The organism is Agrobacterium sp. D14, from assembly GCF_001526505.1.
Classification (GTDB): Bacteria; Pseudomonadota; Alphaproteobacteria; order Rhizobiales; family Rhizobiaceae; genus Agrobacterium; species Agrobacterium leguminum.
Map to the genome: position 1 here is coordinate 83138 of NZ_ASXX01000008.1, position 14287 is coordinate 97424.

Consider the following 14287-nt stretch of genomic DNA (forward strand, 5'->3'; position numbering starts at 1 on the left):
GTGAGAGAGCAGAGCCGTAAGCCGCTCCGTTTTACCAGCGGCCCTCAATTCGCGAGGACCGAGAAGAGAAATCGTGCGCTTCGGGCAAAATCCAGTTTAATCGACAGCACTGGGCGCACCGCCCTGGAACAAAACTGATAAACGGCGCCACGGCTCGATACAGTCATTGAGCCAATCCAATGTCTTCACTTCTGGCGCTGCGCCTGCCGATGATGCCAAGATCAGATGGATTTTAAGCTAACCCGTTGTTCGAGCTTCGCAGCATCCTCTTTTCTCTCGCTATAGCGATCGGTCAAATAGTCAGATGCATCACGTGTAAGCAGCGTAAATTTGACGAGTTCCTCGCAAACATCGACGACGCGGTCGTAATAGGCCGATGGCTTCATGCGGCCATCCTCACCGAATTCCTGCCACGCTTTTGCGACCGACGACTGGTTTGGGATTGTAATCATGCGCATCCAGCGACCGAGAACACGCATTTGATTGAGGGCGTTAAACGACTGTGATCCGCCGGACACTTGCATGACCGCAAGTGTCTTGCCCTGCGTCGGACGAACGGAACCGGTCGTCAGAGGAATCCAATCAATCTGGGCTTTCAAAATGCCGGACATTGCCCCATGGCGCTCGGGGCTGACCCAAACCTGACCTTCTGACCAGAGCGAGAGCTCACGAAGTTCTTTCACTTTCGGATCGGTTTCCGGCGCGCCATCAGGTAAAGGTAGTCCTTCCGGGTTGAAAAATCGAACTTCGCATCCAAGGTGGTCGAGAAGACGACCGGCTTCCTCGGCCAAAAGACGGCTGAAAGAAATTTTTCGAAGCGAGCCATACAGGATGAGGATGCGTGGCTTGTGCGCTGAAAATGCGGGACGAAGCGCTGTCAGGTCAGGCTGGCGAATAAAGTCAATCGATGCTGCCGGTATATCGGCCATGTGTAGCTCCGAGTTACGATACTTGTATTGTCTTTCCGACCGACGGTAGATGTTGGCCGGGTTTTGGTTCTGTTGAACAGTCAAATTTCTCACCAACACAGCAGTTTTCCATCATGAAGCGGGCGAGAGGGCGGAGAGCTTCAAAATCGGCGCTATAGACTATGGAGCGTGCTTCGCGCCGCGCTGCGATGAGTCCTGCATGTTCGAGCTCTTTGAGATGGAAGGAGATGTTGGAAGCTGAAACATTTACGGCATCTGCGATCGCGCCTGCCGCAAGTCCAGCGGGTCCGGCAATGACAAGTTTCTTTAAAACCCGTAGCCGTGTTTGCTGGGAGAGTGCGCCGAACGCGTCTAGAATTTGTTGCTCATTCATTGCGGTAACTCAGCTCGCTGGGAATATTATGGACAACGTAGTCACGTCAGACTGTGATTGCTCCCCGGACATACCGGTGACCGTTGCCCTTTACTTCGCTTTTCAGGTGGACCCCTCCCAGGGGCGGCCTTGAAACAAATTCGGACATCGAAAGTTCAATAGTAATTGAAATGTAGAAATAAATGTCTCGATGTCAATGCCTCATGAAGAACTTTGCAAATTCAACGCAACGCAGGGGTGACAAGGGTAAGCCAAAACAGAGGCCTCGCGCTTGGTACACCGGAACGCTAACTAGGAATCTCAGGCGATCCTGTAGATACTGGCCGCGACAATGCGGCGACTGCAACGAATCCACGACGCTGATGGCGCCAAGACAGGCGTTTGCGATAAGCGCCGAGCTCATGCCTATGCTTTCCATGGCGACCGCAAACACGAATGGCGCGCCAGCCCCGACTGCCAGCCGAGCCGCGGCCATCTTACCCGTGATTGCGCCATATCCATCTGATCCGAACAAATGGAGCGGCAGGCTACCCTGTGCGATGCTGTTGATGCCAGAGCCAAGCCCAAGGCAGATAGCGAAGGCGACCGCGCCCGGTAGCCAGCTATCCGTTACGAGCAGGATCAGGACACCGACGACGATCAGCAAAGCCGAGAGGACGGCAAGTCCCGGCGGTGACAGGTTCTTCCCGAAGACCATATTGATAAGACGGCTCAGCACCTGTGCCGGGCCGAAGATTGAACCAATGACGACGGCAGCCGCTCCGAGTCCCAGCGACCCAAGCATCGGCACCATGTGGGCGAGGATTGCCGCCAGCGAAAAGCCGAGGAGCGCGAATGCAGATGACACAAGGATCATTCCTCGCCGTCGGGCATGAGGAGGGATTGCCCCGATCACCGTCTCACGCTTGCGGACCGATGGATCGCCACTCGATGCAGATCTGCCAACGCGCATGATCCAGAAGTGAAGGGGCATACAAAGAAAGAGGTTCATTCCTGCAAAGACGAGGTAGATTTCGCGCCAGGACAGCCATCCGGAAAGTGCAGCCGAGATCGGCCAAAAAATCGTTGATGCGAAGCCGCCGATCAGCGTCAGGTATGTGATGCTTCGGGAGGCCGTTTTGGGATCGCTCTCAACCAAGGCGGCGAATGCCGCCTGATACTGCACCATTCCGGAGGACACTTCTAGCATGATGATCGCAACGGCGAAGATCGCGACCGATGGCGACCAAGCGCAAAAGGTAAGCGTGAGAGCCGCAAGTGCCGAGCCGAACGTCATGATCGTCGCTGCGCCGATCCGATCCATCTGTTTGCCGATATAGGTAGCTGACAGACCGCCGATGAACAGAGATGCCGAAAATACGCCGAACACTTCTGCAAGCGAAAGGCCGAGGTCTTTCGCCATATTGGGGGCTAGGATGCTGAAGCTGTAATAGAGGGTTCCGTATCCTATGATTTGTGTGAGGCCGAGAGCGGAGACAATCCCCGCAGGAATTTTCGAGTTATGCAACGTCGTCACCCTTTTTGGCTTTGATGCAGCAACCGTCGCTACGCTCGACATTTTCCCTCACTGTCGGGTGTCCGGCGCAGCAGTCTTCCATCAGGAACTTGACGAGATCGGCTAGAGCGTCATAGCTGGCGCTGTAGATGATCGAGCGGGATTCTCGTCGCTGAGAAATTAATCCCGACCGCTCCAGCTCCTTTAAATGAAACGAGACGTTCGTCGCCGATACGCCCATGCGTTCCGCGATCGCGCCGGCAGCCATTCCTTTTGGGCCAGCTATGACCAACGCACGGATAATGGCGAGACGGGTTTCTTGGGACAGCGCAGCGAATGATAAAAGGGCTTGACGTTCTTCCATTATTCAACAATCCTTGAATTATTGTATATAGGGATAACCCACATGAACGCAATCGACAAGACACATTCGCCCGACATCTCTCTTGGCGAGCTCCTCGACGTCATCTCAGTCGTGCCGGACGCGCCACTGGTCTTCTTCTATGAGGGCAACCCCGTGCGGCCGGGCTATCATGTCACAGAAGTCAAGGCCGGACAGTTCTCGGCACTGGACTGCGGCGCCAATCCCGAGGCCTGGTCGGAGATATTTGTTCAACTCTGGGATATCGATGAGGAAAATCAGATCCATATGCCGGCGGGAAAGTTTTCCGCGATAATCCGCAAGGTTTCCGATCACGTTCGTCTGAATCCGGACGCCAAGCTCACGTTCGAGGTCAGCGACGGCGAACGGCCGATGTCGCTCTATTGCGCTTCTTCCCCCCGATTGTACGCGGGCGTGTTGGAAGTGGCTTTGCAAGCTCGTCCGTCGAGCTGCAAACCGCGGGATCGCTGGGTCGAAAAAACGCCTACGTCAGAAAGCTCATGTTGCGGCGCGACGACCGGTACGAAATGTTGCGCATGAAGAGTGGGATCTACAGAATGAGTGCCTTAACGAGGCCCCGCATCCGAGCCAAGTTGTGGCGGATGGGCGATCCGATCCGCCAAAAAACGTCCATGCCGATCAGGCGGCGAAAGAGCTCCGTTGATCTGTCGTTCACGGTCGAGGCTCTATCGGTCTAAGAGGCCAGCAGTCGCCGGCCTCTCATCCGAAAACCTAGACTTTACAAGCTTTTCCTGGCCGCGTTAATCAAAGTGTCAAGCGGAAATTGCTTGCCTGCTTCCGGTGATTCAAGCGTTGCTTCGACGGCACCGCGCCATTCGTCGAGCGCGACGAATTTGCCGACAGCGACCTGGAGCCTTCGCCGATCGAGGCTGCGGCATCTTCGCGAGCTCCTCGGCTCTTCCGGTTTGGGCGGATCGAAGAAGTAACGATGAATGCGCGAGCGGATTCGAGACCATTGAGCAGTACATCGAAGTTTTGAAGCTCGAACCGCTTAGGCTCATACCGCATTGATGACGACTTGGACTCCAAACTGCCACCCGAACAACTTCTCTGCGCGACGAACTGGGGGACCTGTCCCAGCGGGATGTCATGCGTCAGCGTGGCCAATCTTGTCAAACGATTGGCTCTATCGCCACGCACTATGGTCAGGCGATTTTCCGAAGAGATCTGGCTGACGGCGAAGGAATGGCTCACCGAGCGAAGAATTTCTCGCGCGAGACATCTGCTTAAATCAACTGGTCTTACGATCGCCGACGTATGTCACGCTACCAGATGAGGACGTCCCTTCCTTCAGCCGATTGTTCTCGGCGCCTACCGAAGGCAAAGCCGATCATTTACTGAAGTGAGAATCCCGTTTGGTAATGTGCTGCGACGTTTCGAGGCGATGTCGAACACGATCCCTCATTCGGTTTGCTCCGCGCGTGAGTCGGCAATCCCGTCACGGGCCGAGCTCAAAGTCTTGACTAGCCGCACGGCCGGGCCGAACCGGGTCATTTCAACGCCGGATTCCTGGAAGCCGAGCGATTCATAAAAGGGTACCGCGTACCGTCCGGATACAACTTCGAGCGAGTGGGTCTCCTTCGTCAGAATCTCTTGTTCGGCGCGGAGCAGCAGTGCTCGTCCCAATCCCGTGCGCCATGCCTTCGGATCAACGAACACAGCATCCACCTCGGCTTCGTACAGCGATGTCGACAGGATCGTGCAAAACCCGGCAATTGCACCGCTGATCTCCGCGACCACCGATCGAGCCAGATTTTCTGGCGGTATCGTCATTGCATCGGGATTGGCCATGAGGTCGTCGACGTTCTCGCCGGTGGCCAATGAGGCACGGGCCTGTAAAGCTTCCAGCTCGGGCAGGTCGGCGGCGCGAGCGGGCCGAAACGTCAGCATCTTATTCTCCAACAAGGTACTTGCATCTGAATCCTCATCTGGTGAGGATTAGGCGATAGAGTTCGCGAAGGTCGTCGACCATCTCGGCAAGGCCGGCGTCCGTCAGGGCGACGTAGTGGCCCAGCCAGGCGAGGTAGAGATTGCGCGCGCGCCGCGCGGCGACCGCCGGCGTCACGCCATGTTCGAGCAGCAGCCCCTCAAGATAGCCAATCCGTTTCTCGTCGGCCTTTCGGACAATCGCCGCGGCATAGGCATTGCGGCGCGCCCAGTTGCGGACCGCAAGCTCGAAACGGCCGTCATCGCTTCGCACGCTCTCGATGACGAGCCAGAGCCGGTCGGCCGCGGTGCCGCCCGCCTCATCGGCCATGTCAATGATGCGCAGGGTTTCCACCAGCAGCCAACGGTCGACGACCTTGGCGAGCAGTGCGTCGCGATCTTTGAAGTGCCAGTAAAAGCTTCCTCGCGTCACATCCAGCGCTCGGGCCAGGGCATCAACCTTTACGGCTTCCACGCCACCATCGGTGAAGGCCTGATAGGCGACCATGACCCATTCCTCCGGGCCGAGTCGGTTCCGCGGATCCTCCTTAGACGCTTTCGCCGGTTGCTTTGTCATGCTTTCGTCCCCGGATTGCCACGCTGCTTGGTGAGCAGTCCGAGCGAGGCTAGCAAAACCAGCGGAAATCCACTCGGGGGCATCAGCAGGGTGGCAATGAGCGCCCATGCGACGAGGCCTTCAATGAGGAGCCTCGGCGCCGTTAGGCCCTGATCGTCGATCCAGAGCAGGACGTAGCCCAGCCCGACGAGCGCGACCCCCATGCTTCCCACCGTCGACCAGAATGCAAATCCGGCTAAAACCAGATCCCGTCGCTGATCCTCAACCCCTGCCCAATGCTCGAACGTCCAAAGAATGCCCTCTAGCCAGCCGGGCGCGTAACTGGCCGCGTCAACGCCGAGCGCGATCAGATGCAGGACGCCCAGGCCGATCAATGCGAAACACGAGAATCTGTACATGGCGGCCCCGACCTAATTGCAAACCACCATACACTGTGTATGGTCAAAGGGAAGGGGCGGCGTAACGAAGTTGCGTTGTTATTCGTCGATCCTCGCGACGACCGGAATAGGCATCGCTTACCGAGGGGAATCTGGCGTTTGCGTTGAGCGTTGCTGGGAGGACTAGGGAGCCCTCTATCCTCATCGCGCTGTCTATACTGTTGCTGAACGCCGGTCCGTCCGCCAGACCCGGCTCCTTGTTATTTGATGCGACCGTTGAGCGTGCGATCACAACGCGTAGACATGGTTTCTTGCCAGGCAGCTTCAGCCGAGGTTTTTCGAGATCTCCGCCACCAAGACTTCCGGGCGATCGTCCTGAAGCAAATGTCCGGACTTGGGAACAGCGATCAAAGGCGGCCACAACGACGATTCAAGCCATTGCAAGACCACATTGGGGCCTTGGTTCGCATCAGATAATTTGCTCGGCATCAACACTGTGGTTTGTGCGGCTTCAAGGAGGAGGGGGATGACGCCTTGGGCAGAGGGGATTTCTTGCGGGCAGAGAGCATTGTCATCGCCGTAGCTTAAGGTAGATTTCCATTGTCCACCACAATAAAGATTGAGCCATCGAGTGTCTTGCCGGGTGCTAGGTGGAATACACCGGTGTTCGCAGCGCCAGAGGCCTTTAAGTTGAAGCCGTCTGCGACATGCGTAACAGGTTCAATGCATGAATAGTCATCCGCTTGATGGATAACCAAATGCTCAAATATCGATGACGCTGTAAGCGTGACCGATAGCTTGTTCCCAAGCGGGAACCTTACTGTCGACCATGTGTCAAGATATGCTGTCTTGAGTTTGCTGACCTCCGTTGGGTTGCTTATCTTCAGGCGTCGCCCCTCTGGCAGATAGTCTGCTCGATGAGGCCAGAGATATTCGGCATCGTGCGCGACCGGCGACGCGGAGTTGAAGTACGGGTGCCATCCTAGGCCAGCTGGCATAGCGGATCGGCCGATATTTTGAAGCAAGAATCGAAGTTCAAGCGAATTTCCGGAAACTGTGAAAATTTGCTTGGCTTCAAAATCCCACGGCCAGGCTTCGTCAGGCTTCCAGCCAATCTGCATTGTCAGTGAATTGGCGGAATGTTCTTTTACCGACCATGGTCGCAACTGGGCTGGTCCGTGCAAAGTATGTGGAATTGTCTGCGGATGGGGTTGGAGAGAGATCGTGCCCTCTTGCGTCTGCAATTGTGAGTTGGAAATTCGATTATGGTAGGGGACGAGGGGATAGGCGCCCGCTTTTGGCCAGTAGAGTGCCTCAAAGGCATCGATCCCAAGGGGGACAAGGATATCGACACCAGATGAGTGCCTTAGCTTCGAGACCCGTCCGCCAAGCTCGGGGCGGAATTCGGCAGTCAGGAATTCTGAACTAATTCGCAATAAGGTGGTCCCTTGGCTAGTATTCGTAAATTCGCTCGAAGGAACCTTCGAACTCGCCTTCCGCGAAAGGTCCGCCGATGACATGGGTCCCGACTTTACTTTCATCTTCCGGGGACACAGAGGACAGCACCTTCTCCGCAAAGTTTTCCGCTTTGTCCTTTGGGCTGTACCCCAGTGCAAATGCGGTGCTGTTGTCGAAAAAAGACCGATCATTGTTTGACACCCCATAAACAACGGCAAAGCGAAGTTTTGGATGCTTAAACCCAATATCGACGAGTTGGGCGAGATCGCGCCAGCTAACCCACGTCGACAGCCGGCGACGGTCAATCGGTTCATGATCAGCAAAGCCGATACGAATTGAGAGATTGCGCATCCCATACTTGTCGGCATAGAACGCGCCCAACTGCTCGCCAAAAGCTTTGGTGACGCCGTAACGGCTATCGGGCCGCAAAAGAATATTTTCATCAATCCGACGCCGGCGCGGATAAAAACCGACTACGTGGTGAGAACTGGCGAAAACAACGCGCGGAACTCCGTTTTGCCTTGCCGCCTCGTAGACGTTTGAAGCTCCTATCACGTTCCCCTGAATTTGGTCTGGCATCGGCGCATCGGTAGTACATCCCGCCAGATGGAGAATGCCTGCCACGCCCTCAGACGCCTCCCGGAGCAGCGTTGGATCCGCAATGCTGCCCGTGAATACCAGGTCTCCCCGAGCGGTGTCGTCTGGTTGGTTGAGATCGAGTAACCGTAGGCGATATCCAAGGTCTCGAAGTTGCGGGCGAAGAGCTGTGCCTACGCTGCCGGAGGCACCGGTGATAAGGATTTCCATGTAGAGGCCTCTTGTTACTTTGCCGCAAATGCCCGCAGTACATCCTCGTCGGGTTCAAACCCGATCCCTTTCCCTGCTGGTAGTGCGATCCGCCCATTGATTGGGAGGGGCGTCTCAACCCCGAGCAAGGCGTGGGGCTTCACGTACAGGAACTCGAAGAGGCTTCGTTCATCCAATGCGGCGAACAGGTTGAGCGTTGCGAAATAGCCGGGCCCGAAATACGGCGAATGCGGCATGAGCGCCTTACCGGCTCGGGCAGCGATTGCCGCAATTTCCAGGAATACGGATACTCCACCAACTTTGGTCAGGCTCGGCTGTGGGTATGTGATGGAACTCGTCAACTCGTTGAACGGAAAAGCGGTGCAGGCGTTTTCCCCTGCTCCGATTGCAATCCCTTGCTTTTCGATCTGCGCCATTACCTTATAATCTTCTGGCGGGAAAATTGGCTCTTCAAGCCACATTGTGTTGTCCGCGATAAGCTGCGGGAGGATCTTGAGTGTGGATTCGATGGTCCAGTTGCAGTTGACATCGACCATCAGGCCAATTCCGTCACCCATAGCCGGGCGGGCGGCGGCGATTGCGTCAGCAGCTATTTCGTGCAGTTTCACATGCTTGAAACCCTCTTCTACCGATTGGCCTGCGTACCGGCCGACGAGGACCGGGTCACGGTAGGCAACGAGACTCGAATAGGCCTCGACATCAGTGCGGGCCCTCTGTGACACTAGCTCGGCCAACCGCTTGCCCGCGCGCTTTGCTTTGAGATCCCAAAGGGCGATGTCTACACCAGAGAGAGCAAAGATCGTGATGCCGTACCGGCCGAATATGTGAAGCGCTCTCTGGGTCGCCTGGTTCCATGCTGGAATGTCGTCAATGTCTTTTCCGACAACAAGCGGAGCTACCATCTTCTCGACGGCGGCGACGACCGCAGGCGCGCAGAAATAGGCGAAAGCCTCGCCCCAACCGACAAGTCCGTCTTCGTCTTCGAGACGAACGAGGACGTTATGGAAGCTGTGCCAGCGACTAGGGGTGATCCCTTCGCCTCGTCCACCGTCGTCAAACGGGATCTCGGTGAAGATCGTTTTCAGATCAACTATTCGTGCCATTCTGGTTCTCAGACTTTCTGACTTTTCACGCGACCCACCAATTGTGAAGGATCGACAAAACGCAAAGCGATGAGAAGGCCGGTCATCGTTGTGACCATGTAGATGACTGCCATTGCATCAATTGACTGTTGGGCGCGAACGCCGGCGGCGAAGATCGAATAATAAAGCGCGACTATGAGCGTCTGACTGTCCGGTCCAGCCGTCAGGAAAGTCAACTCGAACATAGAGATGGTTCTGATAAGAACGAGGATACCCGCAGCAAGTATCCCGGGCATGAGAAGAGGTACGAGCACTCTTAAGAAGGTAGTCATCGCGGACGCGCCAAAGACGCGAGCGGCCGATTCCAGTTTAGGATCAATCTGTTCGATAAACGGGGTCATGACCAAGACAACGAACGGGACACTCGGTACAAGATTGGCGAGAATGACGCCCCACATTGTTCCGCCGAGACCGACTTGATAGAGGACGGTAGCCATCGGAATGCCGTATGTCATAGGCGGAACCATGAGCGGCACTAGAAAGCACAGCATCACGATTTGCTTTCCTCGAAACTCCATGCGGGCCAGGACATAGGCGGCGGGGACGCCGACGGCGAGGGAGACGGCGACCACCGATAGGGTGATTTGCACCGTCACAAGCAGCACGTATCTGAGCTGGAATTCATCCCAAGCCGACGAGTACCATTTCGTGGTCACACCTTGTGGTAGCCAGCCCGAGAACCAGCTCGTCCCGAAAGAGCTTAGAAGCACCATCGAAATCATCAGCGTGACATTGGTGACAAAAAATGCCATCGCTGCCCAGACGATCCAGCGCCAGATCGTAGGCGCCAAGCGCTCTTGAATAGCGTTCATCAGCCTTTTCCTCCAACGACCGGGCCGCGATATGAAAGTTTTCGAAGCCAAAGGATTGTAACGACGACAACGAGTTGCGTGGCTCCCATCAAAATCGCAATCGTAGATGCCATCGATGTATCGTAGTCTTCGTAAGCCGCTTCGTAGGCTGCTATTGAAATCACGCGGGTGATGCCAGCCGGAGCGCCCAGAAGCACCGCCGATGGAAAGACTGCGAACGCCTGGACGAATGTGAGGCAAAACGTGATCGCCAGCCCGGGAACCAAAAGTGGAAGATAGATGTGGCGGAACTGCCGGGCCGGTGACGCACCGAGTGTGGCTGCGGCTCTTGCGAGCGTCGGATCGATCCCTGTTGTATAGGACAGCATCATCATGAAGGCGAACGGGAAGCCAGTAATTACAAGCGAGAGCGCTACTCCCCAGTAGTTATTGAGCAACCGCACCGGCGACCCAATCACACCGAGCTCGAGGAGAGTGCGATTGAACCAGCCGTTCGGTGCCAGATAGAGCATGAGGCCTTCGGCAACCATGACTGTTCCGAGAGTCATCGGTATGACCAGCAGCGTGGAAAGTGCGCGTTGCCCGGCCGACGGCTTGCGCAGCATGAATGCAAAAGGAACGGCAATACCGACGTTGAAGATCGTAACTGGTAGCGCGAGTCCCAGCGTTTTACCGACCGTTTCATAGAGGCGCGGCTCCGAAAAAAACCGTTGATAGTTGACCATGAATGATGCGGTTGTGATTTTTGGTTCGAAAGATAGCAAAAATCCGTAGATGAACGGGTAAAGAAATAAAGCGAGTACGACCAGAAGACCGGGTATGATCATCAGAAGGCGAAGATCCTTGCCAGCAACAGTTGATGTATCGTTATCTGTTCGAGCTGCGATCGAGGCCGTCATCTTAAGACCTCATCGCCGGTTTTGCAGGCTCCGGATACACTAGGAGATGGTCGGCGGGTACGCTGAAACGCACGACTTCACCCTCATTGACCCGGTCACGAACACGGGCATGCACTGTGACGCTATTCGCGAGTGTGAGCTTGACTGTGCTCTCGCGCCCTCCGTAGGTTACCTCGCTGACTGTCGCAAGAAGCCCGGTCTCGCCCAGCGATACATCGTCAGGCTTAAAGGCTGCGATCATGCTACCAACTCCCTGAATTGGTCCGACCGCCGTTGCCAGGAGGACATTTTCGTCGAACCCAACCGCAAAACCAGAATGCGATGTTGCTGGCGTTACCGGAAGCAGGTTTCGGTAACCCATAAAGAGCGCAACGTCGAGATTGGTCGGGCGATTATAGAGGTCGCTTGGCAAGCCCTGCTGTTGCATGACACCCTCTTTCATGACCACGATCCTGTCGGACATCGCGAGTGCTTCGTCCTGGTCATGCGTTACGTAGATGGTCGTGAGGCCGAGCGTCTTGTGTATGCGGAGGATTTCCTCCCGCATTTCGATACGAAGCGCTGCATCGAGGTTTGATAGCGGCTCGTCCATCAAAACGAGTGGAGGCTCGATAACGATTGCTCGTGCGATGGCAACACGTTGCTGTTGACCGCCTGATAGCTGCCCGGGAAGCTTGTCCGCGTGAGCGGTCAGCTTGATGAGTGAGAGAGCCGCATCGACGCGCTTCTTTTGTTCCGATCCGGAAACGTTCCGCATTGCCAGGCCGAATGCAATATTTTTGGCCACAGTCATGTGGGGAAAAAGAGCGTAGTTCTGAAACACCATGCCAAAGCCGCGCTTCTCGGGTGGCGCGATATCGACGCGTCGATCATCCAACCATATCTCGCCGGATGAGAGGGAGAGCAGACCGGACAAACAATTTAATGCTGTCGACTTTCCGCAGCCCGACGGTCCTAGTAACGAGACAAACTCGCCGGCTCGAATTGATAAGTTCATGCTGTGTAAAGCGTTGTATCCGCCAAAGCTTCTTGTAATTGATCGCAGTTCCAATTTCTGAAACACGGTACACCTCAACGTTTTCGCAGTTTGGATCACCCTTGCTCGCGGCAACGAGCTACCGAAAGGTGGATAGATTGCCGGGTCGCCTGACGACCCGGCATCGCTCACTGGCCCTTGCCGGCGCCAATTTCCTCATCCCATTTGCGGAATGCCTTCACCATCGCGGTCGGTTCGAGCAACACCTCAGTGGGAGTTTTGACGATCAACTCGTCGTACATCGGACGGCCGAACTTCTCGATCACCTCGCGGCTTTCCGCAGGCGCCATGTCAAGTGTGACGTCCTTGACCGATGGCCCAGGATAAAGGTACCCGCTGTCGTAGATGATGGCTTGCTGATCCTTCTGAAGGGCGAACTTCAGGATGTCGAGAACGACCTTTTTCTTCTCGTCTGAAAGCCCCTTGGGAACTGCAAAAAACTGACCGTCGCCGACGAACGTCGTGTTTTCGAGCATTTTGACCTCAGCTTCGGCTGGAACGATCCCCAGTGCGCGCGGATTGATATCCCATCCCATCGTTGTGACGATCAGATCACGGGTTCCGTTTGCGAATTCCTTAAAAGCGGCCGTGGTCCCGGATGGATAGTACTCGATGCAGGAGTTCAAATCCTTGAGGTAGGACCATGTCTTATCCCAGCCCGCGATCGGATCCTTGGGATCCTTATCTCCAAGTATGTAGGGCAGACCCATCAAAAACGTTCTACCCGCGCCGGAATTGGCCGGCCGTGCGTAAACCAGCTTGTTCGGATTAGCCTTGCACCAAGCCAGCAGTTCCTGTGCGGTCGTCGGCGCAGCTTTTACTCTGTCTGGAGCATATTCTATGAAAGGACCTTGCTGAGAGTACGCGATGACAATGCCATTCATCTTTGCGAGCTTCTGCAGCCCAATGGCGCCAGGTGACAGGATGTTGTCCGGATTCCCAAATGCGCTGACAGAGGCCGTCAAGTCTTCCCAAACGCCGGTCTCCATACCAGCTGCGAGCCCATCGGTGCCGGTTAGTACGATGTCGACATCCAGACGCCCGGCATTCTGCATCGCCTGCAGCTTCCCAGCGAGTTCCGGCGCTGGTGCCTTGGTAAATGTGAACCGAGAGATAGCGTCCGGATGAGCAGCCTTGTAATTTTCAAATATCTTCTGAGTAAGTGCGAGGTTGCCGGCAACATCGATAATGTTGATCTGTTGCGGCTGTGCGGAAACGCTGACTGGTACCAAGAATGCGCACGTCGAGGCGAGCGCCAGAAATGCCGTTAAAACTCGAGAGCGGCTTTCAAACCCAATGGTGTTTTTCATGTGATTCTCCTCCGAAGATGACCTCCACGTCATCCAAGAGCACTTCATACATTTCGCAGGCGGCATATGCCAGCACGTCAACCATCGTTCGCCCGCTCAAGTATCACAATGTGATAATATGAGTTGGATGTTCGACGATTGGCGGCATTTGAAGCAAGTTTTGACGGCCGCCATCCACATAATAGACAGGCAATTTGCCCGTCGCCAAAGGTGCCTACGGCTGGACCGGTCGGTTTTCACCTCCTTTCAGCGCTACGGCGACGTAGCTCTTGAAACTTTGCTTCTCGACCGAATACCTGATGTCTACGTTGTCCCCAGTTCTCAAAGGACAAACAAAGGAATTAAGGCGGTACCGTTCGGCCAAGGGACCACAAACGAACAAGTTAAGGCGTCGATGCGGCAGTTGTCAGAACGCGAGGGGACAAATCTATCAAGGCGGTTCAGGGTGGAAACGTCCGTCGTGTCTGTCACCAGTTCTATGACCACACTACAACATCGTAGCTCTCGAGCTTTAGGTAAAAGCGATTCACCCCGATCTGTTAAAGGATATCGATCCGAACAAGAGATACCGGGACCTGATTAGCCAGTTGACGAGCATTCCTGAAAGCCTGCTCTTTTCGGTGCAACACTTTCAAAGTTGTGATCGGGTGCAAGCTGTATGCGCGCCATCAGACCTAGGCGAAGTACGGTGTAACTGCGGTCGGCGCGCCACACAATTTTATGCGTAAGGCGCCCCGACCCCT

16 protein-coding genes and 1 pseudogene are annotated in these 14287 nt (G+C 55.5%); 2 read left to right on the plus strand and 15 right to left on the minus strand.

Going from position 1 to position 14287, the window contains the following annotated elements; genetic code table 11:
• Positions 1-221 precede the first annotated feature (221 nt).
• From arsH to L901_RS06855, 4 genes and pseudogenes are all read right to left on the minus strand, one after another.
• Positions 222-929, minus strand: a complete 708-nt coding sequence (gene arsH / locus L901_RS06845; RefSeq protein ID WP_059755052.1) for an arsenical resistance protein ArsH — start codon at positions 927-929, stop codon at positions 222-224.
• 13 nt (positions 930-942) lie between these two features.
• Complete coding sequence (locus tag L901_RS26055) at positions 943-1302, minus strand: helix-turn-helix transcriptional regulator (RefSeq protein WP_082710520.1); 360 nt, start codon at positions 1300-1302, stop codon at positions 943-945.
• Positions 1303-1589: 287 nt separating this feature from the next.
• Positions 1590-2860 (minus strand): annotated as a pseudogene (arsK, locus tag L901_RS06850) (arsenite efflux MFS transporter ArsK).
• Entirely contained in the window at positions 2802-3161 is a 360-nt protein-coding gene (locus L901_RS06855; RefSeq protein ID WP_059754788.1) for a helix-turn-helix transcriptional regulator, read from the minus strand. Before L901_RS06855 ends, arsK begins: the two are co-directional and overlap by 59 nt.
• A 42-nt stretch (positions 3162-3203) precedes the next feature.
• Here L901_RS06855 and L901_RS06860 point away from each other — a divergent pair, with 42 nt between their 5' ends.
• The gene (locus L901_RS06860; protein WP_059754791.1) at positions 3204-3719 is read left to right on the plus strand and encodes a DUF6428 family protein; all 516 of its coding nucleotides are present in this window, start codon (positions 3204-3206) and stop codon (positions 3717-3719) included.
• 225 nt (positions 3720-3944) lie between these two features.
• Here the strand turns inward: L901_RS06860 and L901_RS27610 are convergent, their stop codons facing one another.
• Positions 3945-4394: a hypothetical protein gene (locus tag L901_RS27610; RefSeq protein ID WP_245289597.1), complete on the minus strand. Its 450-nt coding sequence runs from the start codon at positions 4392-4394 to the stop codon at positions 3945-3947.
• Here L901_RS27610 and L901_RS27900 point away from each other — a divergent pair.
• Positions 4342-4476 (plus strand): helix-turn-helix domain-containing protein, encoded by a 135-nt coding sequence (locus L901_RS27900; RefSeq protein ID WP_371259708.1) that lies wholly within the window; start codon positions 4342-4344, stop codon positions 4474-4476. The genes L901_RS27610 and L901_RS27900 overlap by 53 nt on opposite strands.
• Before the next feature lie 125 nt (positions 4477-4601).
• Here the strand turns inward: L901_RS27900 and L901_RS06865 are convergent, their stop codons facing one another.
• From L901_RS06865 to L901_RS06910, 10 genes are all read right to left on the minus strand, one after another.
• Positions 4602-5090: a GNAT family N-acetyltransferase gene (locus L901_RS06865; protein WP_059754794.1), complete on the minus strand. Its 489-nt coding sequence runs from the start codon at positions 5088-5090 to the stop codon at positions 4602-4604.
• A gap of 34 nt (positions 5091-5124) precedes the next feature.
• Positions 5125-5634: a TetR/AcrR family transcriptional regulator gene (locus L901_RS06870; protein WP_059754796.1), complete on the minus strand. Its 510-nt coding sequence runs from the start codon at positions 5632-5634 to the stop codon at positions 5125-5127.
• A 65-nt stretch (positions 5635-5699) separates the two neighbouring features.
• Positions 5700-6101 (minus strand): DUF6463 family protein, encoded by a 402-nt coding sequence (locus L901_RS27350; RefSeq protein WP_059754799.1) that lies wholly within the window; start codon positions 6099-6101, stop codon positions 5700-5702.
• Positions 6102-6664: 563 nt separating this feature from the next.
• Positions 6665-7516, minus strand: coding sequence for a hypothetical protein (locus tag L901_RS27355; RefSeq protein WP_162144078.1), 852 nt, complete (start codon positions 7514-7516; stop codon positions 6665-6667).
• Between the two features lie 16 nt (positions 7517-7532).
• A complete protein-coding gene (locus L901_RS06885; protein ID WP_020810048.1) occupies positions 7533-8345 on the minus strand; it encodes an NAD(P)-dependent oxidoreductase in 813 nt (270 codons plus the stop codon).
• 14 nt (positions 8346-8359) lie between these two features.
• The gene (locus L901_RS06890; protein ID WP_059754800.1) at positions 8360-9448 is read right to left on the minus strand and encodes a mandelate racemase/muconate lactonizing enzyme family protein; all 1089 of its coding nucleotides are present in this window, start codon (positions 9446-9448) and stop codon (positions 8360-8362) included.
• Positions 9449-9456: 8 nt separating this feature from the next.
• Positions 9457-10299 (minus strand): ABC transporter permease, encoded by an 843-nt coding sequence (locus L901_RS06895; protein ID WP_020810046.1) that lies wholly within the window; start codon positions 10297-10299, stop codon positions 9457-9459.
• The gene (locus L901_RS06900; protein ID WP_020810045.1) at positions 10299-11198 is read right to left on the minus strand and encodes an ABC transporter permease; all 900 of its coding nucleotides are present in this window, start codon (positions 11196-11198) and stop codon (positions 10299-10301) included. The genes L901_RS06895 and L901_RS06900 overlap by 1 nt, the downstream gene beginning before the upstream one ends.
• 1 nt (position 11199) lies before the next feature.
• On the minus strand, positions 11200-12261 hold the full coding sequence (locus L901_RS06905; RefSeq protein ID WP_059754802.1) for an ABC transporter ATP-binding protein: 1062 nt from the start codon (positions 12259-12261) through the stop codon (positions 11200-11202).
• Between the two features lie 101 nt (positions 12262-12362).
• Positions 12363-13544 (minus strand): ABC transporter substrate-binding protein, encoded by a 1182-nt coding sequence (locus L901_RS06910; RefSeq protein ID WP_059754804.1) that lies wholly within the window; start codon positions 13542-13544, stop codon positions 12363-12365.
• Between the last annotated feature and the right edge of the window lie 743 nt (positions 13545-14287).